Below are 22,495 nucleotides of genomic sequence, written 5' to 3'. Positions count from 1 at the left end.
ATCGTGTTCTCTTTCGATTTCTCTGTATTGTTTGGTAGTTGAAAACTTAATGTTGCAATAAATCCTCCTTAATTTTTTGGAATTATTTCTTATTTTATTTGAAACAGCCCGAGCACGTCTTCTAAAATTATATTCACTTAATTCTTCCTTAGTACTCATGTCTAATATGCAAGGAATTTTTTTGCGCTCTTGCATCTTACGGGTCGTAGTTGTAGCTGTCTTGTACCTAACAATTAACTGGACAAGAATAATTATTTCAAAAAGAATTGAATGAACTGTTTCCATTTTCGTTTTTATTATATTGCGAAATAAGAAACATTACCTTTGAAAAGATTGACAAAGCTGCATTTAGTTAGTTTTGTCAAAGTTGTTAGAGTTTTATTTGCGCCAGTTCGTTTTCGAAATATGCTTTAAAATCCTCCTTTGCCCGTTTGTTTGGTTGTCTGAATAGACTTTTTGAGATTTCTAAACCAGGAAAATTATGGATTAGCGTTTTTGCCCTTTCGTCATCATTTTTGAATACTTGAGTGAACATTTTTTTTCGTTCCAAAATGTCAAGCCATAAAATAAAGGCTCCTTTGTGGCGAAGAAATTCGTTTTTATCGTTAATTAGCGGTCTGTCGGGATTTCTCAGTAGACTTAAACACTGGTCAATTAGTTTGGGATTTATAAAAAGCTCTTCAAATGAAAGGACTTTAAATTTATCAATAACTGGTTTTTTGGCGTCAATCGATTGCTGATTCTTGGATTGAATTGAAAAATAGCCTGCACTTCGAATTGGTTCCTCCAAAAAGTCACTTTCATCAGAACATTTTTCCAGAAGTGATTTCAGATGTTCATAGTAAACGAAATATTTACCATACACAAATACCATTTCATCGCTTACAGTTAACGAGTCTTCTATGTTTCCATTTTTGATAAGAGCGTTTTTCCATAATGGATTGTTATAATAAAATCCACGTTTTAACCTATAGTAGATGTTTTCTCTTGTGTCTTGTTGTCCAAAAGGCAAAGCTTCAAATAAATTCGCCGCATCGTTGTAGTCAATAGAATCTGTACGAAGTATAAAGTTTTCGATACTTTTAATTTCCTCAATAATAACATTCTTTGTAAATGGGCCTCGTAAATCTTCATGTCGCATTAGGAAGTCATATAACTTCCATTTTCCATAAAAGGTTTCGAGTAATTGCATCATGTGATTTCCATCAGTTATTTTGGGATATTGACCATCTGTTAGAAAAGAAGCCGTTAGTTCATTTTGCATATTGGCATAATAGTCCCGTTTTGAACTGTTAATTCTAATATTCGAGTTGCTCATTTGTTCCAAGTCAGGCTGATTCAATATGACACTTGATTCTACTTGTGGAGTATTAGCAGGTGGTTTAAATAGTGGCTCAAATGCAATGTAATTATCCAAAATTAGATACCAGGCTTTATAAAAATAGCCGCCTTTTATTCCATCATTAAACCAGTTTTTAAAAGGCTCACCTCCACCAATTGATTCTGAAAAACATGGGTCGTTTTCTAACCAATTGAAAGCAAAATTCTTTATTTTCTTTAACCTGATAATTTCTGCGTTTGACAAACTATCCATATTATCAACAACGTCAGGCAAAAAACTATTGAAGCCTTTTTGAAACCCTCTCGCATAATTTTTTAGAGCCTTAAGAACTATATCTCTTTTCCAATTTTTAAAATGTCCATGCTCATCATTTGAGCTTTCTATATTTAGTTCAATCATCTCCCAATATTTCATTAGTGGGTAGGCTCCATACACCGATACTCTATATGGACTATTATGATAATTCAAATCCCCTGAGTAATATTCTGGAACGTCTTCTCTTTTTTTAGGTTGGGGGACCAAGGAAAAGTAAGCATTCAAAACGCTTTCAGGAATGTGAAGATGTTTACTGAGTAAAGCGCCGATAAATGGAACAGTGCATATTTTATCATCGTTAATCTCTAATTGATCTTTAAGGAATTCGTAAAAAAGAAAATAACGACCATATACCTGAGCTTCACTATTGCCAATTGACGATATCAGTGGGTATTTGCTTACCTCTAGGTGCTTGTAATATTCGGCTTTAATTCTACGATAAACATATTTCTCGCCGTCGCCAATGCTCTTGTTGAATTTTCCAATTGCTTCATTTAAGCTAACAGCGTTAGCATCTTTAATAAAATCTTCTATTGCCATCAACTCTGCCTTTATAGTGTCTTTATTATACACTTTGTACTTTTCAAGAAACAAGTGTTTTTCCAATTCCAGATAAACAGCGGCGTAATATTCGCTAAGCAAAGTGAAAGCTTCGATGCTTGTTGTATAACTCGGATCGTAAGAAATAGTATCTCCTTCCTTTAATCTAGGAAAATTTTCACAATCTTCTTTTGTTGCTTTTCTTGAAACTCGAAACCTACTTTTTATCTTTTCGAAATTCTCAGTAAATAATCTAAAGGACTCTTCTGAAGACAAGCTTTGTAAAAAAGCACTTATTTGAGACTCATTTTTTTCGAAATCTGTGTATTGCACAAAGATTTCAATAGTTAAAAAATTCTTGTATGAAGTTGTATCACCATAAAGCCAGTCCTTTTTGGAAATAAGCCAAGCGTCAAATTGGAATTTATATTTACTCCTAAGCATTAAAAAATTGTCCCCAGTTTGTTGTTCACCGAGTATTTCTCTTTTATTTATTTCAAAAAATAGTTCGTCGAAATTTCGGAATTCACGATCGTTTTTCGATTGGAGAATTTCATTTAAAGTGGTTTGCATTGGAACATTATTGTTGATGAAATTTTGCAAAGCAATGCCAGCAGCCCTAAGTTCATTTTGCTCCTTGAAGTTTCGTTTACAAAATTCTTTTTCAGGAGTAGCTCCTGGATAGTTTAAAAAAATATCCAACAAATCACGTTTGAAATTGAAATACGGGACAGAATCCTTTGTTAATGGAGATTCCAGCGGATAACCGCCAAACCATTTTATGATGAAGCCAAATAGAATGTGTTTTTCGAGGTCATCTAGCGGTAGTTGATTGAGATGATCAATAGCTTCCTTTTGTTCAGGTATATTTTCATTTATGAAATTGAATTGTTCCCAGAGTAAATTCAAAAATGTTAAAGGTTCAAAATATTCGCTTCGTTCATTTTCGAAATATTGAATTGTTTGGCTGACGAGGTCTTGATTAGGAATATTCGCTTCGTTCGTGAAAAAGGTTAAATCATATTTTGAAGAAATAGGTTCTAATCGTTTACTTTTTTGAAGTCCAAATGTAATTCCACTATCAACAAAATCAGTGGAGAAACTTAATTCTTCACAGGTGGAAAAAAAATCGATATTTACTCTAATGCAACACAGCTGAATTTCGTCAAAGAGCAGGGTGAAAAGCTGGTGAGAAATAACAACATAGTTTTCGAAACTGTCAAGCTTTCTTTCGTGTCCCTCTACACTTGTATGATAATATTGATGTCCATCATAGTTACCCAGACAGCCTTCTAAAAGTATTTTACTATAGTGCCTAAAAAAGCCCAGCAGTTCGTGAAACTCAAAAATGTAATACTTAATAAGATCAATTTGGCCTTTTTCTGTTTTTTCAGATAGTAAATTTTTGTTCAATTCTTTACGGAATGGGTTAACAAACTGGGTAATGATATTGACATCACTATTCAGCAATTCATTAATTACCGCATTGTCTTGGTTTAGCCAAAATCCAATTATATGAAGAGCATTCTCCAGTTCTTTTGTTTTCATAATAGAGATTTCGAAAAAAATCTGAGACCAAAATGGTTGAATAATGTGAACTTAATTTTTTATTTTAATTTATAGAAATTTGTTTTACAATGAAAACGAATGCTGCGAAGGGATAACGAGTCAGTTTTCGATATTCTTTACCAGTAGGTTTCTCAATTGAGGGTCATTTAGAACAATTTCGAAAATCGAGGTTGTCATATCAGAAATGTCCATTTTTATTGACTGATAATTCAATCTGATATTGTTGGTATTTTTGGAATTTGTAGCCGGAGGTAATTCAAGTTTTTCATTTTTTATTTCGACGGTGGAAATAGAAGAATGAAATGCCTTTAGCTTTATTTCTTCCCCAGGATTGTCCGCCACCAATCCGACAAACTCTCCCGATGAAAGACTGGAAATCGTACTTGCTGGAACAGATAATTCTAGTTGTTTTGATTTTGAAATAGAGGTATCGCTGCTGTTAATTGACATGCTCTCTCTATCCTGGAAAATCTTTGCAAATCGGTCGCTTAAATGCTTAGCAGTTTCGCCACTTACTTGACCACTAATAATGTTCCCTGTGATATTGAAAATAATTTCAGCTTCCTCTTTTGAATACATCAATTTTAACTGGCTAAAGTCTTGCACAGCAATGGACGTGATTATTTTATTAGATCTCCCAGTGGCGATTGTTCTCATAATGCTTGCTGCCCGTATAGACGCAAATTCGTCGCATACCTGTGCACAAGGATATTTGCCGGGCTGATTGATAATTTTGTTAAGCCGGTCAACAAATAAAGAGAGAATGGGAGCAAGCGCTTCTTGTTGTTGCGTATTGTTTCCCAGACAAAATAATTTCGGATATTCAGGATCGTTTAGGTCAAGAGTAAAATCATTTCCCGACAGCACATAGTAGAACTCCGGTGTCGAAATTCTGCCTAATGGGATTTTGACGGATGCTACCTGGTTCCCCAAAGTTTCCATATCATCGGCTTTGTACAGTTGCACAAATGGATTAACCAACGTTGCTATTTCGGTTTGGGTCTGAAGAATGGTTAGGAGTTTATCCAAATCGATGTGCAATAATTCTATGGCATGGGGCAAGGTGCAATAACGACCATCTTCATATTTGCGGAGGAACCAAATAACAGCCGCCAGTAAATTAATGGGCGATTCGATAAAAAAATCCCCTTGTTTGCTTACCCAGGTTCTGTTCATGCTCATCAACAGGGAGCGGGCTGCGTCGATTGCACTGGTAAGGTTGGGCAATGTATCGGGATGAAGCGGATTGCACCTATTGGTACGAGATAGATCGTCAAAGTTGATGGTATAAAATTTCGTGTTGGGAGGATAGTTTTTTTTGTGATGCTCAAACAAATTGTAAGTGAAATTGGTCAGCTCAGGATACTTGTGGTCAAACACAAACAGCGCCATTTTTTTGGCCACCAATTGACGCAAAAAGTTTTCGATAATGAAGTAAGTTTTTCCACTTCCGGGTGAGCCCATGATCAGTATTCCGCGAAACGGATTGATAAAATTGATCCAGCTTTTTCGTTGTTTTCCTTTAAAAGTATAAACCGCAGGCAGGTTAAGTGAATATTCATTTGAAAGCAATCTTTCTTCCTGCGGAAAGCTTTCATTGGCGGTATTGAAAACTTCGTTTCCGAGTTTGTTTTTAATTACCCGTGTAATGAGTCCTGCGCCGGTTAAAGCCAGGATAAAACCGAATGTAGTTATCGTTATGTAAATGATTGTTCGTTCAATACTTGAAAAGCCATCTATTTGTAAAATTGATCGGCTGATAAAATAGATAATTAGTCCAGTGGTAAGAATTGCTACAGACTTAGTAATGGTTGCTTTTTCAGACTTCCGTCCTTTTATTCCCAATGCGGACAATAAGAGGAATCCCAAGGCAATAAGCTTTGTCTTTTCAAAATAGGTAAACAGACCAGTGTGGCTTATGTTTTTTAAGAGCTGATCGCTAATATGACTGGTAAGTTTCCATTCTTTGAAAGCAGCATAGCAGAAGAAATAAAAATGCAAAAGCAATATGACGATGGCTATCATTCTAGTCATGTCTATAATCTTCTTTAACCCTTGTTGGTTTTCGCCGGTTTGCATTGTCATAATTTGTTTTTTATTAATGGCGTAATTTTCTTTTTCTTCTCAATCTTAGGTCATCATTTTTTAGTTCATTGTTTAATGATGATTGTTGTTCGTCCTGTGTAAGAACTTGCAATAAATCAGTTGCGGGAGTAGAGATCTTTTGAGGTTCTCGAGAAGGACTAATCAATTCATTGGACAATTGAAATCGATCAGTCAGTGGGAACTGTGTTAGTTTTATCGAAAGGGGGTGGTTAAGTCTTTCCTGGATCCTGTTTGCACTATATTCCTTTCCTAAATCGCTTCCATTCAGAACGCATTTTTGCTGGTGGTCAACATAGGTGATTCCATAAATAATTCCCTTCTCATTTTGACGCAACACAACGTTGATATTTTCCTTTTGCAGGTTTTTAGAAAGCCCTTCAATTGATCTTGATTTGTGTTGCAGGAAGTAGAGGTCAATGGCGTTTTTAATTCTTGGCTTTAAGGTTAGTTTCAGTGGTTCGTTTTTAAGAAACTGTGTCTGCAAAAATGAAAGTCCGGGATTATTATAAATAAGGCTTGCTTTAATGGGGACACCCACTTTTTGACCTTTCTCATCCAACACGCGATATACAAGCCCGTTGCTCTTATATATGCGCGAATTCTCACCACCTCGGTCCGCCATCACATTGTATTGTTTCAATACCGCATTGAGTTCAGGTAGCGAAGTGTATTTGTAGTTTGTAAGGACCGCTGATAAAACATTTGAAATCGCTCGCTTGGTTTCAGTTTTACCGTAGGTGATCTTGGGAACGTTGATGGGCTTTAATTCGTGTTTGATCTTTTGCTTTCTTTCTGCAATAACCAATTTGAATTCCTGTTCAATTTCTTTTCTCGCTTTTTCTGATTGGTTGCGACCAATGTTAAACATTTTAATGGCCCTACCTTCTTTTTGAATATTCGTTGAGACAATATGGAGATGCGGATGTCCCGCATCGTGGTGCTGGTAGACAAGATAGGGCTGCTCTCCAAAGCCGATCTTGTGCATATATGCATCAGCAATACGTTGCAAAGCTTCGGAACTTAATTTCTCGGAAGGATCAAAATTTAGAGAGATATGCGTCGTGCTTAACTGGGTCCTTTGGTTAAGTGACTGTAGCTTTTCAAATGTTTTTAATTTGTCGGTGAATCCTAGTTGCTCGGTGTCCTTTCCAAAGTTCATTGAATGTATCAGTAATGCCTTATTCTCGCTTATTTTTAGCTCATTATAATTGAGCACATTTCGGAGGCTTTTACTGGTATTTATGATTGCAACCATGCGTCATTGATTTTGCCAATTTGTAGTTTAATGTCATTCATTTTTACGGCCAATAAACCTGTTGCCTGATCATGTTGCAGGAGCCAGTTTTTGACCTCGTAAATATGATCCAGTGTGTACATTTTTTTGACAACCTGGTTATAGTTAATGCCAATAGCATTCAACTCGTTTTTTAGTCGAATGAGCTCATGCATACAGTCGTCGAGTGACTGGTTGCGGGAGTAGATGGTGATGGGTTTGTCGAAGACTTTGCTGCGGATATAATCACTCAATTTCCGGCAAGTGGAATGGCTAAATTTTTCATTGATGGCATCCCATTCTTTGATGGTAATCCGTACTTGCAGGATCTTTGATCTCGTTGTTTTTTGTTCACTCATCACTCTATCTTTTACACGTTTCAAAAACAAAAACTACCAGCAATCGATCAAAATAACCGCCCACGACTCCGGAGTAAGGGTGGCAAGATCGTCCGTTGTATGACAACGGAACATCTTGCCGGTAGCGGCGAAGCAGGCTACCTCAGGAAAATTAGATTTTCGCGGGTTTTGACTATTTGAAAACTACAATCAGCTAAAACTTCTTTTCCGGAATTTCAAATTGCCAACCTTTGGTTAAGCGTCATACCATGAGTTTGCTTTCTTGATTCAAAAATAAGTATGACAAATAAGCATCGATCTACACCTTCAAAATTTGAAGATGTGTGCATGTAAAAAGATGTTCAAAGTAGTTTTATGTGGTCAACATTTTTTGGTGCAAAAAATAAAATCTTTACTATGTTATCGTCAAAAGAAATCAACCTGGTTTACGAGACTTTGTTAAGTTCTCCCGGAATGAAAGATGTGATTAAATTTTCCTTTTCTGCCGCGAGAAAAGATGTACTCGTGCTGGCCGGAATTATCGACCTGGGACTTGCAAAATTGCAGGAGCCGGGTTCGGAAATAATGTTCGGTGGAACGGATACGAGCGAGGTGATAAATAAAATCAAAGAAGAGATATTATTGAAGTCGGAACTCTCGGAAATGAACGAAAGAATGAAGTCGCTTGAAGCAAGAAACAAATAACAGAAATGTAAGAATGCAAAAGCTGAAAGAATAGTTGTGGTTATGTATTTATATTTTTGAAAAGCTGCTCATTGAAAAATAAAAAAGGGCATTTTGACTGCCCATAAAAATACCCGCGACCCGAATAAGAAAATGACCTGCCGGCATTTTCTTATTCGGGTCGCTCCGCTATCACGCAAAAAGACACCCAGCCATCGGACGGGTGGATTTTTGCCGCCTGATTTTTTAAGTCAGGCGATTTTTATCGGATGGGTGTTGAAGTCTTTCAGGTTGTGAAAAAATCCCCTGTATATTGTCAGACCGTTTCGAAACATATTCCATAAAAGACTGCAACCCATTTGCACGAGCGATGCGTTAATATACAAATCCTGTTTTTCCAGTGCCTCGAAAAGTGAACAACTCGGCACATCATTCTTTTTTTCAGAGGCAGTGAGCAGGTCGCCAAATTCTTCTGTAACAAAGGGAAGATTATCAACTGTTTCATATTTTTCAGAATTAGGTTGCCTGATAGTGCCAATGGTTGAAAGTATCACCTGACCTGTGTGGTGGCTGTTGCCAAAATCCAACCAATATTTCAAGGTCGAAGTGCGTTCCCTTTTTCGTTGCAGCATATCTGCGATTTCAAAACGTGCCGTTACGTTGTCCACGCAGGATATAAAAATATTGGCCTCAAAATGTTCAGGAAAATATTCCTGTCTTTCATATCCAAGCTTTTTTGTTTCAGCTTTCCAGTTGGTGCCCGACCACCGATTACAACGATTGATTAACGCAACAGATTTGTTTAGCCCTATTTCGCATTCCGCAAAACGTTGCCGTCCAATGTTGGGATTCGTAATGACATCATCATCCCAAAGGCGAACAAGTAACCCTGCGTGTCCGAGTTCGATCAAACTATGGTTCATTTCCATCAAGGCGATTAAAACCTTTGAACCTGTACCTCCTGTACCGATCAGGTTAACCGTTACAGGATTGGTTGCGTTCATCAGGTAGTTGTCTGTAAAGTGGACTTTCGTTTTTTCGTTTGTCATGGCAGTAAATTTTTAAAAGTTGTGTTGGCTGGCTTTAATACTTCCTTTGGAAATGGACTTCCCGTTTCAACAAGGTTTTTCCAAAGGTTCACGCAATTGCCTTTTACGGGGTTGTGGTCATTAATGAGGTGGCTGAAATAACTATTGAAAAAGTAGCTTTCCCAAGCCTGTATAAATTCTTCCAACGAAGCGGATTTTTTGATACACACGTCCACCGTTCCCATGCAAACATCCCCATCGTAATAAACATTAAAAAAAGGTGCGTGATATAATGTTGTGTTTTCAGTTGGCCTTCGGTTAGAGGCAAGCGCAAAAACAGCAAGGGTTTGTTTACTGGCGTGCCAAAGCAATGCAGGAACTGCGGCTTTACCACTTGGTATTTCAAGGCTTTCGGATAAGTACAATTGCTGTATTCTCGCTTTGGTAAACCATAGCACCTTCCCGTTTTCGCTGGGATCGATATGCAGGACATTGGTAGTTAGAATGCCAGTCGGTTTTAAAAAGGCATGGCTTTCTTCCTTGTCGGTATTTAATGCTATTGCGAGTGCTTTTGCTTCCCTTGTTGTCAGAGGGTGTGCGTTGATGGGGCTTCCAGCTTCGTCCATGTCAAAATACTCTACATAGGTATCTTTATGGTTGCTCTTCGTTTGATAGCAAACTAGTGCTGATACCGGATGATAAAGCGTTCCAAGATCGTCTTTGATGTTTGTCATTTTGTTGTCTTTAGAAGTTGTTCAGGAGGTCAATTAAATCTTCGATCAGTGTGAATAATCGGGTTTCAAAATCAAGATTGTTGTCAGGAATGGCGCAACCATCAAAGTGTTTACGAATGGCGGGTTCTTCAATTTGCGAGTATTCCTGTAATTCGGTGTTTATGCTGTCAAATACGGTTTGGAACAAATAGCCTTTGGTGTCCGCACAGAAAGAAATGTATTTGTCCATTGTGACAATATTTTGATAGTAATCGTCCTCTTCTTCCGTTTCGTTATTTAGGTAAGCGTTCCGGTTAATGGTGGTGTTTGGATATTGCTGGTAAAGAGCGAATGTTTTACCAGCGAGCAGGAAACAATCTTCATCGAAACTGTCCCTGCTTTTAAAATGGTTCAGACGCTGTTCAAATCTTAGCAAATTCTGGTGATTGAAAATCTTGTGTTCCATAATGTCACCAACCCACTCGCTTTGTTTGATCTCACTTAGATCAGTTGGCGTTTCTTCGTTCTCGTCGTCGGAAACAATCCATTCTGTTACCATTTCATACATCCAATGGAGATAGCTGTTTTCCTGACGGTAGTACGGCACATCGACAATATGATAGAGGTAGGAACATACCGACTGTAATAGTTGAGCGGCTTGTTTCCGATTCTTGTTTTTGGATATTCTAAAAAGCGGAACAATGGGAATATAATAGAGGCTCGAACCTGTATTGTATCGCTCTTCTGTTGTCAGAAAAGTTTTCTTACCATCCCGCATAACACCCAATTCTTCCCAATGCCTCAATTTATTTTGCAGTTGGGTTTCTGCATCCTGAATGGCAAGTGCGATGTTATAGGGAAAACCAAATTGTTTGGACTGCATGGGTTGTATATCGTAGTGTTCAGCCAACAGGGAAAGTGACCGATAAAAGTCATGTTCCTGTTTTTCCGCCTTTTTGCCGACAGGTAATTTTTCAGTCGTTTTTAGTTTGGGAAGGAACGTACATTTTACAAAACCATCGGCAGCATTGATATGGGAACTGATTTTCTTTTGTCTTTCCTTATTTCGTTTGCGTCCTTGGGACGCTCCATCCAATGCATGAACTCGCCCAACTGCTTGTGCAACTTTTGTTGCTTTGATTGTTTGGGCATCTTGATTGTGCCTGATATTATTTCGCGTTGCATAATCCATCGTTTTTGAATTTTAGGTTTATCCCTTTGTTCCCATGATGCATTCAAATTTGTATTGAACAGTATCGTCAACAATCGTTGGGGCTGATACTTTTGCGGTCGTTAAAATGGGGTAGGTATTGGAGTAAAAATTCATTACTGTTTCCACGCTCCATTTTGGTTCGGGATCGGTCAGTTTTATTTCCTGTCCTTTGTCCATCAGGATGAATACACGATCTAACTGTGTTGCTATTAACATGGCTTTAAAATTTTTGAGTTAATCAATTTCTTCTTGTTCATCAACATCTTCTTCTTGTTCTTCTTCGTCCTGTTCATCGTCATAATCATCTATTTTTTCGGGTTCATCTCCAAACAGGCTTGGCATGGCAAACTTTTCAGCAAGTGCCGATTTTCGTTTTCTTATTTCATCGGCTTTTTCGGGGTACTCGGCTGTTTCGGGAACCTTTGTCCATGCTTCCCTGAACTTGCCCTGTTTCTCGAGTTCATCGGCTTTTGCCATAGCGTCCTTGTATTTCTTTTCTTTCGTGTCCTGCTCCTTTTTCGCGTTGTCCGCTTTTTCTTTTTGCATCGCAGATTGTTTTTTTGCTTGCTCCATCTGCTTTACAAACGCTTCCATATTTACCATTAAGCCCGAAGCAGATTTAAGTGGAGCGGTGATGTTGTCAAAAAATCCGTTGTCAAGTTCGTCCGTTGTTCCACGAAGATTTAAAGGAGGTATTAATCCTTTGGCACTATCCCCGCATTCTTCGTTTCGCAGCAATAGGGAAACAATCAAATTGCTATTTGCTCCTTTGGAAATGGTCAGGTGCAAATCGCCTGTTAAGTCTAGTCCAGCCAGAAGACTGAAAAAATTGGTGTTCATCGTTTTTAAATTTTGTAGTGATTCAATCAATCTTTTGAAAATGGTATTCAACTTTAAGGAGGTGACTCGCTTCGCTTCGCCTATCATTTTTCCAAAAGAAAAACCGGAAAAAAGAAAGCAGATAAACAGTGCAGGTAAAGCGGAAAACCAAAAGGAAACGGAATAAGTCCCGCAGGGTGGCTTTGGGAGGAACGAACGAAGTCATTATGCCGTAGTCTTTTGGTTTTCTACCGGGGCTTTACCTGCAGTAGGTTAGCTGCCTTTTTGCCGGTTGACTTATGGAGAATGTAACAGCTACAAACAGGCTCCCTGATAATAAAGGCGCTGAAAAGTTTTCTTTCAGCGAACTACTATTTCGAGGGTAATGTTTCATTTTTAGTAATTTAGCTTTATTAGTAAACCGGCTAAATGCAAAGGCATGTATAAATTGGAGAGTGACGGCGAAGAGCCGTTTGTGATTGAGGTGGCGAACACCTGTTTCATCATCCAACCGTTCCAGGTAGAGGAAGGAATCACATTTATTACTACCATCAGGGAAAAGGAAATACGTTTTGAACCCGATCCTGAGACTGGTGATTTAAAACCGGACTATTATCCGATTGATGTGGATCGTGATGTCATTGATGCAATAGCGGATGGCATTGAAAAATATTGTCTATGAACTTTGGAGCGGAATTTGAAAATTATACCGAGCAAATTTTTGCGTTACCTCACGACAACGAAATGAACCATGCCGTATTAAGTGAAGGGAACGGTGCAGGCAAAATATATGTCGGGTTAGAACGCTGGGGTACAAAAGCGCTGATCGGAACACTTTACCCATCAAGTGCTAAGTCAAAAGAGTTTTTGTCACTGTATGCCGGGCATTTCAATTGCATTGAGCTTAACTCCACCCATTACAGTGTTCCTGAAGAAAGTGCCGTAAAGGAATGGACAAGCAAGGTGCCGGATGATTTTATTTTTTGCCCAAAATATCTGCAAACCATCACCCATAGCTCGCTAAGAGATGCAGAGCAATTCACTGAGCCTTTTATGCAAGGCCTTTTACATTTTGGCAATAAGCTGGGACCGATATTCCTGCAGTTTTCAGAAAGCGTTCGACCTGGTTCGTTTTCAAAAAAGTTGTTGGATTACCTTGAGCACCTTCGAACTTTATACCCCGAACAAAAGTTCTTCGTCGAACTGCGACATCCTGAATGGTTCGAACCCAATGTTTGGAACCCTTTTACAATGCAGTTAAAGGAACTAAAGGTTGGCCTGGTAATTACCGATACTCCAGCCGTTCGCTATGTGCTGCATATGACACTCACTATCCCCGAAGTGTTCATTCGCTTTGTTTGTCTCGGCAATCATCCGCAGGATGCCATCCGGATTGACCAATGGAAAGCCAAATTAGAGGATTGGAAAAAGCAGGGGATGGAACGCGCCTTTATCTTTTTGCATATCCAGGACGAACCGCAGATTGCCAGTTATGCAAAGAAGGTGCAACAACTCTTTTATGCATCCTGATCACCGAGGCAAAAGAAATTACTATGCCGAGTTTCCCATGCCAACCAACCGGAACGAGAAGCATTAGTACGACGCGAGAAAATTGAGAATAAAATTTTGAGATGATCATTTGAAATATCATTTTTTACTAGAATATTAAATAACCATGAGAATATTTTTGAGCTTAACATTTGCAGTCCTTTCATTTCTTTTCTCGACCGGTCAACCTCCAAAAGGCGCTAACTTGATTATAATTAAAAATGTTAATGAGGATTCGGTAACCAATGTCTTGATAAATGCAGGCTATGAAATTAAGAGCATAATTGCCCACAATATTGTTACAGAATATAAAAATGTAAATAGCTCTGTTCGTGTTAAACTTAATGTTCGAATGAAAGAAGGGAATGCTTATTTGACAGGTAGAGTCTCCGATGTGGCGGCAGCAATAGCATTTGGATATAAAAACGCTGATGATGTGAATGACCCAATTCAGAACAAAGGTATGAAAGGAAGTACCTACAGAGACAGCTGGAATAATATGGACAAGGTTGCGAAACTAATAGGTACAGATATAGAGTATGCTATTGAAAAAAAATGATTGACGTCTTTATTCTAGCACCATTACGCATTTACATTACATCACAAGCGTTCAGATTACACACACAATTCCAACTCGTAAATCTTTATTTTTCAACAACTAAAAAAAATAGCAATTAAATGCTAAAAATATTAGTAATCTTGCATTGGATAAAGTAAGTAATCTATGCAAAACGAGCAGCGAAATATTCTTCATTTCGACCTGGATACTTTTTTCGTTTCGGTGGAAAGAAAAAGAAATCCTAAGTTGATTGGAATGCCTGTCATCATCGGTGGACAGGAGAGGGGAGTAGTGGCGAGCTGTTCGTATGAGGCGCGTGCCTTTGGGGTGCATAGTGCTATGCCCATACGCCAGGCAAAGTTCTTATGCCCGCAGGGTATTTACATTAGCGGTGACTATGATGCATACACAAATGAATCAAAAGCCGTCACCCAAGTAATCGATACCAATGTGCCACTCTATGAGAAAGCATCTATTGATGAGTTCTATGTGGATCTTACCGGAATGGATAAATTTTTTGGCAGCTTCAAATACAGTAAGGAGTTAAAACAAAAAATCACCAAGGAAACAGGGCTACCGATTTCACTCGCGTTGGCCAGTAACAAGCTATTAAGTAAAGTTGCTACAAATGAAGTAAAGCCAAATGGGCAGATCATGATTGATTTTGGTGAAGAGCGAAACTATCTCGCTCCATTAAAGGTGCAGAAGTTACCGGGTGTCGGTGGGCAAACGCAAACGGTACTAAACAAACTGGGCATTTACACGATCAAAGTGCTATCAGAGATCCCGGAAGAAATGCTGATCGCAAAATTTGGTAAACCCGGTGCATCGCTTGCGAAAAGATCGAAAGGGATTGACGAGTCCCTTATTATTCCCTACCATGAATCCAAGTCCGTTTCCACGCAAGAGAGTTTTCTAAGCGATACCATCGATACAGAATACATGATAAGTCAACTTTCCAATATGACGGAACGTATTGCTTTTGAGCTGCGCCGGCAGGACAAGCTAACTGGCTGCGTCAGTGTTCGCTTGCGCTATGCGGACATGAATTCAGAAAGCAAGCAAAGCAGCATACGCTATACCAACCAGGATCATGAACTCATCTTTGCGGTCAAACAACTCTTTAAAAAACTCTATACGCGCAGGCAGCGTGTAGGGCAACTCGCGGTAAAGTTTACTGATCTCATACAGGGCACGTTGCAAATAGATCTCTTTGCACACACACAGGAACAGATCAAACTCTACCAGGCAATTGATTCTATAAAAAAGCAATTCGGTTCCACCATGGTGCTAAGGGCAAAAGGTTTATGAAAAGAATAAAAATTGGTTATGTATCTGAATTGTAAAACATATTTTTCGTTGCGCTATGGTACTTACTCCACCAAAGAATTGGTTGAAGCGGCAGAGGAAGCAGGCGCTACATTGCTTGCGCTCACCAACATCAATAATACTTCTGACCATTGGGACTTTGTAAAATATTGTCGTGATAAAAGTATTAAACCTATTGTTGGTGTCGAGATTCGCAATGAAAACAAGCTTTGTTATGTCTTGCTGGCCAGGAACAATGAAGGTTATTACGCGATTAATAAGTTTCTGTCGGAACAGCTCATCACCAGAAAACCCTTTCCTGATCGTTGCCCCATTCAATGTTTGAATGACGTGTATGTTATTTACCCGTTTGGCGTGATTGATCCTGCTGTTTTACTCGGCCATGAAATGATTGGTGTGCAAACAACCGAGGTCAATAAACTCTTTTCCATTCACAAAGAGCTACTGATAAAATTTGTTATTCGTCATCCTGTGACGTTTCAGAATAAACGATGCTATAATCTTCACAGGATACTCCGTGCGGTAGACATGAATATTTTGTTGAGTGATCAACAACCGGAGCATATCGCCGGCGCACACGAGACATTTTTGTCAATCAGGGAACTCATGACGGCTTTTAATCAATATCCGCAGGTGATTACCGGCACCTTTCATCTGCTCAATAACTGCCACATTGAAATGGATTATGCGGTTGATAAGAACAAGAAATATTATACGGCCAGCAAGAAGGATGATTTGAAATTACTGGAAAAGCTGTCAAAGGAAGGATTGCAGTATCGTTACGGCAACAAAAATAAAGAAGCCAAGACCCGCATCACGAATGAACTGAAAGTAATCGATGAACTCGATTTTTCTGCCTACTTTTTAATCACATGGGATTATATCCGGTATGCTGTTTCCCGTGGATTCTTTTACGTGGGTCGTGGTTCGGGTGCCAACTCCATTGTGGCCTATTGTTTAAAGATCACTGATGTAGAGCCGATCACCCTTGATTTATATTTTGAACGATTTCTCAACTCGCAGCGAACATCGCCTCCAGACTTTGATATCGATTTTTCGTGGACCGACCGCGACGAAGTGATGGACTATGTGTTTAAACGATATGGCGAAGAACATGTGGCACTCCTCGGCATGGTGAGTACCTTTCAATCAAAAGCAGCCATCCGTGAATTTGGAAAAGTATGGGGATTGCCAAAAGAAGAAATAGATGAACTGGTTGCCGGAAAGCATAGCCCCACTGATAAAAACCATCAGCAGATTTTATACTATGCGAATATGGTGAGGGACTGGCCCAATGGATTAAGTATTCATCCCTGTGGCATATTGATTAGCGAAAAACCCATTCACTATTACACATCTACTACCATGCTGCAAAAGCAAATGCCGGTCACCCATATCGACATGTTTGTAGCCGAAAATATTGGTCTCTCAAAATTCGATATCCTTAGCCAGCGTGGACTCGGTCACATCAAGGATACACTCAAGATCGTACGTGAAACGAAAGGAATAGATTTGGATATACATAAGGTGGAGCAATTTAAAGTTGATCCAATAATCAATGACAATCTTGCCAAGGGCAATAGTATTGGTTGCTTCTATATCGAATCACCTTCGATGCGTAGTGTCCTGCGCAAACTACAATGCGATAATTATATCACGCTTGTTGCCGCCAGTAGTATCATTCGTCCGGGCGTGGGGAGTAGTGGCATGATGCAGCAATATATCTGGCGCTATCACAATCGTGATAAATTTGAGTACCTGCATCCAATCATGAAAGACTTGCTGGAAGAAACTTTTGGGGTGATGGTATACCAGGAAGACGTGATTAAGATTGGTCACTACTTTGGTGGATTGACACTCGCAGAAGCGGATACTTTAAGACGTGCCATGAGTGGTAAGTATAGAGGTCAGGAAGAAATGAGAAGGGTAGAACAAAAATTTTTCGATAATTGCCGAGAGAAGGAATATCCTGAATCCGTCTATCGTGAAGTATGGAGGCAGATGGCCAGCTTTGCCGGTTATTCTTTTAGCAAGGCGCATTCCGCATCCTTTGCTGTTGAAAGTTATCAAAGCCTGTATTTAAAAACTTATTATCCTGTTGAATTTCTTGTAGCGGTGATTAACAACATGGGAGGCTTTTATAACACCGAGCTGTATTTCCTGCAACTCAAAAAAGCAGGTGCGAATGTGCAAGCGCCTTGCGTAAACAAATCAGAAAAACTGACTGCCATTGTGGATGGCAATGTGTACGTTGGTTTTCAGTTTGTAAAGGATTTGCAATCATCCACTGTTGAAACGATCCTTAGTGAACGATACCGGGATGGCGAGTACCAACATTTGCATGAGTTTATCGAGCGAACAAAAATTTCTTCTACACAACTTGAACTGTTGATAGACGTCGGTGCACTTCGGTTCACCGGTAAGACAAAAAAGCAATTGCTATGGGAAGCATCCTTCTTACAATCCAAAGCAAACAAGCATATTCCAGCGCATCAATCTTTTTTTAAAGAGCCTCAACCTGTATTTGATTTACCCTTGCTCGAAGACAATCCTTTAGAGGATATGTTACAGGAAATTGAAACACTTCGTTTCCCACTCGGTAATATCTTTGACCTCTTGCAGGAAGATCCTTACACCTACAAATTGGCAAAAGATATTCCTAACCTACTTGGCAAAGAAGCTGTATTTATTGGCTACCTTGTTTGCACGAAAGATACCTATACCAAGAAAGAACAGCAGCTCATGCATTTCGGCACATGGGTAGATGCGGAAGGCAACTGGCTGGATTCGGTGCATTTTCCAAATGCTGCCATGCGTTACAAATTCCAGGGGAGGGGATTTTATAAAATCAAAGGGTTGATCGTGGGAGAGTTTGGTGAGTATGCGATCAATGTGACAGGGATGGCGAAGATTGGGATTAAGCAAATACGAGACAAATGAATGTACAAAACTTATTGTAACCTCCGTTTTCAATTGAAATGAGTAAATTATTGAACACGTTTTTCAAACTTATTCTGGTTAACAATTTTGGACTTATTCTCACTTCGAGTTCATAGTACAAAATGCTTTGAGCTCGAAAGTGATCTCGTGGACCGGAATTGGAACCATTGAGCCAAATCTTTCAAACTTGTCAACGATCAAATATTATCGGAATTCCATATAGGTATTAGTACGTAGCGAAATAGGCATTTGTACTATAGTTTGCCAATACCACTTTTAGGGAATTGTTTTGTAAATTAGATTGATATTTTTTTGTAAAAATTGTCCTATTAATTTATAACCCTTAGATAGAAATTATGCAATTCTTGTTGCGAATTTATTTCCAACTAATCGAGATTTTTTATACACTCGGCTAATGATGATTTTTGAGTTATAATTAGTGGAGCCAACGATCACCTATTTTTTGTACTAATTAAGTGTTCCATGGAAGTCTGCCGTCGATTTGTATTGCAGTAAGTATTGATAAACAATTGAAAATATCTTTAACTAAACCCAATGAAAAATCCTGCATTTACTTTTTTTATCGCATTAATTATTGCTTCATTTTGCTACGCAAGCTGTAAAAAAAACGGCCATGTGGTTGAAACAATTAATGAAACAATTAAAGCATATAAAATAAGTGACCAGGATACAGGCGGCTTTGCTATTGCAGACGTAAGTTTTCTTGATAAGAACACTGGATTTATAGCTACTGGATTTGATTTTTCAGCGCAATGCTTCTTCACTTTAAAAACGACAGATGGTGGAGAACACTGGCAGAAAATTCCCGTGTTGGTTGATGGTGTAACTGCTGGTTTACATTGCATACGAGCCATTACAAAAGATATGTTATATGCAACTTACGGAACTATGATAAGAACCAACAACGAGCAGGGTGTATGCATGAGTAAGGATGGAGGTCTAACGTGGTCTAAGCTTAGTACATTGCCGGGGCACACGATGGGCCTTTGGTTTTTAAATACCAATAAAGGGTTTGTCTGCAATGGGCGTGTGAATAAAACCGAAGACGGCGGCGCCAGCTGGCAGGAAATGTATTCGACCAATTCTATGTTAACCATTGGGCAGGTTTTTTTCAAGAATGATACAACTGGCTATGCTTATGGGGGCTTTACAGACGATTATGGAAGTAGTGGAATATTGATAAAGACAACTGATGGAGGGAAAACCTGGAAAGAAAACTCATTGCGGGAGTTAATTACAAGTATTGATTTTACTGATGCAAATACGGGATATGCACTTACTTATGAAAACAAAGTTTATAAAACTACAGATGGCGCGGAACACTGGACTTTACTCAATGACCGGTTACAGGGACTGTATTTTGTTTCTGCTGTAAATGGGAATACAAAATACTTCACCAGCTCTCGGGAGGTATACAAAACAGACGACGACTTCAAAACTTTTTCAGTTATATATACAATTACAGATTCTCGGTTTCAGGGTTGGACAGTTGCTGCCAGACCCGAAGAAAATACCACCTATCTTTTCACAGAACGCTCGGTTATTAAAATAACTTCTAACAATTAGTAGAACTCTGTTACTAAAACCCAAAAATAAAAAACCATGAAAAGTCGTACGTTTAAAAGGCTTGCGTCGTTGAGCCTTGTATTCATATTATTTACAGGATATAGTATAGCACAAGACAGTCTCCAAATAGTAGATGTAGGAAGAAATGGCAAAGTAAAGTTTGCTGCAATTGATACCCACATTCACAAAATAAAAACTAATTCAAAGGACTTTATAAAAGGTGTATTAAAAGCAAATGCAAATGCGGATTTTTATAAATATAGGGAAACGAAAGACAGCCACAAAATTCAACATGAAATCTTTCAACAAACATTTAAGGGACTTAAAATTGAGTTTGCAATGTATGGCGTGCATAAAGATTCATCAGGTAATATAATGTTTATTAATGGTGATTATGCTGACATTCCGGATCAAATTAGTATTTCGCCAAAATACAATTTTGAAGAAGCATTTACAAAATTCATTGCACTAAGTAAAGCAACGGGCTATACTCTATTAAAATTGCCTGGGGAAAAAACATTTGAACAAAAAGACAGAAAAGAAAGAACAGACAGTACAGAATTGGTGATTATTAAGGGAACTGACGACAAGTGGTACTTGGCTTATAAAGTACATATTGGCTTAAACAATCAAATAGGTACTTCTTTAACGTATATAGATTGTGAAACCGGGGCGGCAGTTTTTGCCCAGCCAATGTATTGTTCGATTAATACGCCTGGCACTGCCCAAACAAGATATTCTGGCACAAGAAATATTATTGGCGATTCCTTTAGCGGTGGTTTTCGGTTAAGAGAAAATGCAAGGGGAGGAACAACAACGCAAATTCAGACTTTTAATTTTCATGGTGCTCCAGCAGCATATGTGTCAGATGTAACAAACGGAATTGCCAATGCCACAGACTTTTCTGATAATGATAATAACTGGACGGCTGCAGAATATAACAACACAGCCCGTGATCAGGCGGCGTTAGATGCACACTGGGGCGCTGAAAGCACGTTCGATTATTTTAGAACTGTACATGGGCGTGACAGCTATGATGGTGCAAATGGTACAATAACGAATTATGTTCATGTTCGAACACGCGATGCGTTCGGTAACGTTATTGATATGGATAATGCATTTTGGAGTGATGCAGACCAGGCCATGTTCTATGGCGATGGACTTTTATATGGACCTACCGTAGCTTTGGACGTGTGCGGCCATGAATTAGGGCATGGAGTATGCTTTAGTTCTATTGGAAGTGGAACTGGCTTGAGATATGAAAAAGAATCAGGAGCTCTAAATGAAAGTTTGTCTGATATTTGGGGAGCATGTGTAGAACAATATACAGACCCAACCAAGCAAACATGGATTATAGGTGAGGATATGAAAACAGGTGGATTTCGGTCGCTTATGAACCCTAAAGCATTTGGACAGCCGGATACTTATATGAGTACCACTAATTGGGTAAATACTACATCATGCACTCCGTCTGCAAGCAATGACCAATGCGGCGTTCATACAAATAGTGGAGTGGGCAACAAATGGTTTTATCTTTTGTCTGTGGGTGATGCACAAACAAATGATCTAGGCAACGCATATACTGTAGCAGGAATTGGAATAACAAAGGCTGCGCAAATTGTATACTATGCGGAAACAAATGGCGCTTTACTACCCACTGATGGGTATTCAGCAATGCGTAATGCAACCATTCAAGCCGCGAAAATTTTATTTGGTGACTATTCTTGTGAAGTTATAAATACAACGAATGCATGGTATGCTGTAGGCGTAGGGGCGGCTTATCCAAATTGGGGACTTGTCATTTCAGGACCAAGCAGCTTTTGCACTTCCGGTTATTATGAATTGTTAAATGTGCCGGCCGGCGCTACTGTTACTTGGAGTGCGGCGCCAGGGGTAGTTTTAACGCCAAGTGGAAACAATGTAACTGTTACTAAACTGCAGAATACATTTTTTACTTTAACTGCGATGATAAGTCCTTGTTTGACTGCTACGAAACCGGACATCACTGCTGGAGGGCCTGGAATGCAAAATGTAACATTATCCAAACCTGGTTCCGGTACCGCATGTTATACCTCAGGTTCTTACAATCGCTTTGTCATATCTAATCCCGGAGGTTCGACAACGCCAATACAAGTAGCAAGTGCTGCTAGCAATACAATTGTATCATTAACCTCTGGTGGTAGTAATGCTACCGTAGCCGCTCCGAGTTTTTGGGTGTCGGCTACTTCTGGTTCATATCCGCAAATTAAAGTCCGACTGCAAAACTCATGCGATTGGAGCGATTGGAGAACGATAACTATTCCCACTTGCTCAGGTTCGTTTGCTGCGGTATTCTCGGCTTCACCTAACCCGGCTACTTCTACCATCAACATCGAAGCTGCTGAAACCTTACAAGAAGACTATGATATACAGCTTTATGATATCTATAATAATAAACCTGTATTAACACAAAAGAACGCTAAAGGCAGTAAGACCACTCAATTAAGTGTAGGGCATCTTCGTAAGGGACAATACTGGCTCATCATCACAAACAAACAGGGTGAGATAGTGACTAAACAACAAATGTTATTGCAATAGTTCGGTTTTCTGCTC

General features: G+C 39.0%; 18 protein-coding genes. 9 read left to right on the top strand and 9 right to left on the bottom strand.

What is annotated here, in order from left to right:
* Positions 1 to 370: 370 nt before the first annotated feature.
* The 4 genes from KTO63_RS09375 to KTO63_RS09360 all read right to left on the bottom strand — a co-directional run bounded on the left by KTO63_RS09375 (position 371) and on the right by KTO63_RS09360 (position 7,504).
* The gene (locus KTO63_RS09375) at positions 371 to 3,745 is read right to left on the bottom strand and encodes a hypothetical protein (RefSeq protein WP_217791000.1); all 3,375 of its coding nucleotides are present in this window, start codon (positions 3,743 to 3,745) and stop codon (positions 371 to 373) included.
* A 120-nt stretch (positions 3,746 to 3,865) separates the two neighbouring features.
* Positions 3,866 to 5,851, bottom strand: coding sequence for a YWFCY domain-containing protein (locus KTO63_RS09370; RefSeq protein ID WP_217790999.1), 1,986 nt, complete (start codon positions 5,849 to 5,851; stop codon positions 3,866 to 3,868).
* Positions 5,852 to 5,864: 13 nt separating this feature from the next.
* Positions 5,865 to 7,127 (bottom strand): relaxase/mobilization nuclease domain-containing protein, encoded by a 1,263-nt coding sequence (locus KTO63_RS09365; RefSeq protein ID WP_217790998.1) that lies wholly within the window; start codon positions 7,125 to 7,127, stop codon positions 5,865 to 5,867.
* Positions 7,112 to 7,504 (bottom strand): plasmid mobilization protein, encoded by a 393-nt coding sequence (locus KTO63_RS09360; protein WP_217790997.1) that lies wholly within the window; start codon positions 7,502 to 7,504, stop codon positions 7,112 to 7,114. Before KTO63_RS09360 ends, KTO63_RS09365 begins: the two co-directional genes overlap by 16 nt.
* Before the next feature lie 354 nt (positions 7,505 to 7,858).
* On the opposite strand from KTO63_RS09360, the gene KTO63_RS09355 reads away from it, so the two are divergent.
* A complete protein-coding gene (locus KTO63_RS09355; RefSeq protein WP_217790996.1) occupies positions 7,859 to 8,188 on the top strand; it encodes a hypothetical protein in 330 nt (109 codons plus the stop codon).
* Between the two features lie 230 nt (positions 8,189 to 8,418).
* Here KTO63_RS09355 and KTO63_RS09350 read toward each other — a convergent pair whose 3' ends face one another.
* From KTO63_RS09350 to KTO63_RS09330, 5 genes are read right to left on the bottom strand one after another with little or no spacing between them, the layout of a single operon-like run.
* On the bottom strand, positions 8,419 to 9,216 hold the full coding sequence (locus tag KTO63_RS09350; protein WP_217790995.1) for a PRTRC system ThiF family protein: 798 nt from the start codon (positions 9,214 to 9,216) through the stop codon (positions 8,419 to 8,421).
* Positions 9,213 to 9,929: a prokaryotic E2 ligase family D protein gene (locus KTO63_RS09345; RefSeq protein WP_217790994.1), complete on the bottom strand. Its 717-nt coding sequence runs from the start codon at positions 9,927 to 9,929 to the stop codon at positions 9,213 to 9,215. Before KTO63_RS09345 ends, KTO63_RS09350 begins: the two co-directional genes overlap by 4 nt.
* Positions 9,930 to 9,939: 10 nt before the next feature.
* Positions 9,940 to 11,100, bottom strand: a complete 1,161-nt coding sequence (locus KTO63_RS09340; RefSeq protein WP_217790993.1) for a hypothetical protein — start codon at positions 11,098 to 11,100, stop codon at positions 9,940 to 9,942.
* A gap of 18 nt (positions 11,101 to 11,118) precedes the next feature.
* Positions 11,119 to 11,337 (bottom strand): PRTRC system protein C, encoded by a 219-nt coding sequence (locus KTO63_RS09335; protein ID WP_217790992.1) that lies wholly within the window; start codon positions 11,335 to 11,337, stop codon positions 11,119 to 11,121.
* Between the two features lie 18 nt (positions 11,338 to 11,355).
* Entirely contained in the window at positions 11,356 to 11,961 is a 606-nt protein-coding gene (locus KTO63_RS09330; RefSeq protein WP_217790991.1) for a PRTRC system protein E, read from the bottom strand.
* Positions 11,962 to 12,001: 40 nt separating this feature from the next.
* On the opposite strand from KTO63_RS09330, the gene KTO63_RS26375 reads away from it, so the two are divergent.
* From KTO63_RS26375 to KTO63_RS09295, 8 genes are all read left to right on the top strand, one after another.
* Positions 12,002 to 12,127, top strand: coding sequence for a hypothetical protein (locus KTO63_RS26375; protein ID WP_262901967.1), 126 nt, complete (start codon positions 12,002 to 12,004; stop codon positions 12,125 to 12,127).
* Between the two features lie 252 nt (positions 12,128 to 12,379).
* Entirely contained in the window at positions 12,380 to 12,622 is a 243-nt protein-coding gene (locus KTO63_RS09325) for a hypothetical protein (protein ID WP_217790990.1), read from the top strand.
* Positions 12,619 to 13,470: a DUF72 domain-containing protein gene (locus tag KTO63_RS09320; RefSeq protein WP_217790989.1), complete on the top strand. Its 852-nt coding sequence runs from the start codon at positions 12,619 to 12,621 to the stop codon at positions 13,468 to 13,470. The genes KTO63_RS09325 and KTO63_RS09320 overlap by 4 nt, the downstream gene beginning before the upstream one ends.
* A 145-nt stretch (positions 13,471 to 13,615) precedes the next feature.
* On the top strand, positions 13,616 to 14,047 hold the full coding sequence (locus tag KTO63_RS09315; RefSeq protein WP_217790988.1) for a hypothetical protein: 432 nt from the start codon (positions 13,616 to 13,618) through the stop codon (positions 14,045 to 14,047).
* 165 nt (positions 14,048 to 14,212) lie between these two features.
* Positions 14,213 to 15,358 (top strand): DNA polymerase IV, encoded by a 1,146-nt coding sequence (gene dinB / locus KTO63_RS09310; RefSeq protein ID WP_217790987.1) that lies wholly within the window; start codon positions 14,213 to 14,215, stop codon positions 15,356 to 15,358.
* Between the two features lie 18 nt (positions 15,359 to 15,376).
* Entirely contained in the window at positions 15,377 to 18,316 is a 2,940-nt protein-coding gene (locus KTO63_RS09305) for a DNA polymerase III subunit alpha (protein ID WP_217790986.1), read from the top strand.
* Positions 18,317 to 18,871: 555 nt separating this feature from the next.
* Entirely contained in the window at positions 18,872 to 19,903 is a 1,032-nt protein-coding gene (locus KTO63_RS09300) for a WD40/YVTN/BNR-like repeat-containing protein (RefSeq protein ID WP_217790985.1), read from the top strand.
* A 36-nt stretch (positions 19,904 to 19,939) separates the two neighbouring features.
* On the top strand, positions 19,940 to 22,480 hold the full coding sequence (locus KTO63_RS09295) for a M4 family metallopeptidase (RefSeq protein WP_217790984.1): 2,541 nt from the start codon (positions 19,940 to 19,942) through the stop codon (positions 22,478 to 22,480).
* Positions 22,481 to 22,495 lie beyond the last annotated feature (15 nt).

The organism is Pinibacter aurantiacus (assembly GCF_019130065.1).
Classification (GTDB): Bacteria; Bacteroidota; Bacteroidia; order Chitinophagales; family Chitinophagaceae; genus Pinibacter; species Pinibacter aurantiacus.
The sequence above is the reverse complement of the archived record's forward strand: the minus strand, read 5'-3'. Positions and strand labels throughout refer to the sequence as shown.

Bases quoted from the DNA above. Each gene is read 5' to 3' on its own strand.
- dinB (WP_217790987.1), top strand. From the start codon at position 14,213: ATGCAAAACGAGCAGCGAAATATTCTTCATTTCGACCTGGATACTTTT.
- KTO63_RS09305 (WP_217790986.1), top strand. From the start codon at position 15,377: ATGTATCTGAATTGTAAAACATATTTTTCGTTGCGCTATGGTACTTAC.
- KTO63_RS09350 (WP_217790995.1), bottom strand. From the start codon at position 9,216: ATGACAAACGAAAAAACGAAAGTCCACTTTACAGACAACTACCTGATG.
- KTO63_RS09295 (WP_217790984.1), top strand. From the start codon at position 19,940: ATGAAAAGTCGTACGTTTAAAAGGCTTGCGTCGTTGAGCCTTGTATTC.
- KTO63_RS09340 (WP_217790993.1), bottom strand. From the start codon at position 11,100: ATGGATTATGCAACGCGAAATAATATCAGGCACAATCAAGATGCCCAA.
- KTO63_RS26375 (WP_262901967.1), top strand. From the start codon at position 12,002: ATGGTATTCAACTTTAAGGAGGTGACTCGCTTCGCTTCGCCTATCATT.
- KTO63_RS09325 (WP_217790990.1), top strand. From the start codon at position 12,380: ATGTATAAATTGGAGAGTGACGGCGAAGAGCCGTTTGTGATTGAGGTG.
- KTO63_RS09360 (WP_217790997.1), bottom strand. From the start codon at position 7,504: ATGAGTGAACAAAAAACAACGAGATCAAAGATCCTGCAAGTACGGATT.
- KTO63_RS09330 (WP_217790991.1), bottom strand. From the start codon at position 11,961: ATGAACACCAATTTTTTCAGTCTTCTGGCTGGACTAGACTTAACAGGC.
- KTO63_RS09370 (WP_217790999.1), bottom strand. From the start codon at position 5,851: ATGACAATGCAAACCGGCGAAAACCAACAAGGGTTAAAGAAGATTATA.
- KTO63_RS09315 (WP_217790988.1), top strand. From the start codon at position 13,616: ATGAGAATATTTTTGAGCTTAACATTTGCAGTCCTTTCATTTCTTTTC.
- KTO63_RS09375 (WP_217791000.1), bottom strand. From the start codon at position 3,745: ATGAAAACAAAAGAACTGGAGAATGCTCTTCATATAATTGGATTTTGG.
- KTO63_RS09365 (WP_217790998.1), bottom strand. From the start codon at position 7,127: ATGGTTGCAATCATAAATACCAGTAAAAGCCTCCGAAATGTGCTCAAT.
- KTO63_RS09300 (WP_217790985.1), top strand. From the start codon at position 18,872: ATGAAAAATCCTGCATTTACTTTTTTTATCGCATTAATTATTGCTTCA.
- KTO63_RS09320 (WP_217790989.1), top strand. From the start codon at position 12,619: ATGAACTTTGGAGCGGAATTTGAAAATTATACCGAGCAAATTTTTGCG.
- KTO63_RS09345 (WP_217790994.1), bottom strand. From the start codon at position 9,929: ATGACAAACATCAAAGACGATCTTGGAACGCTTTATCATCCGGTATCA.
- KTO63_RS09355 (WP_217790996.1), top strand. From the start codon at position 7,859: ATGTGGTCAACATTTTTTGGTGCAAAAAATAAAATCTTTACTATGTTA.
- KTO63_RS09335 (WP_217790992.1), bottom strand. From the start codon at position 11,337: ATGTTAATAGCAACACAGTTAGATCGTGTATTCATCCTGATGGACAAA.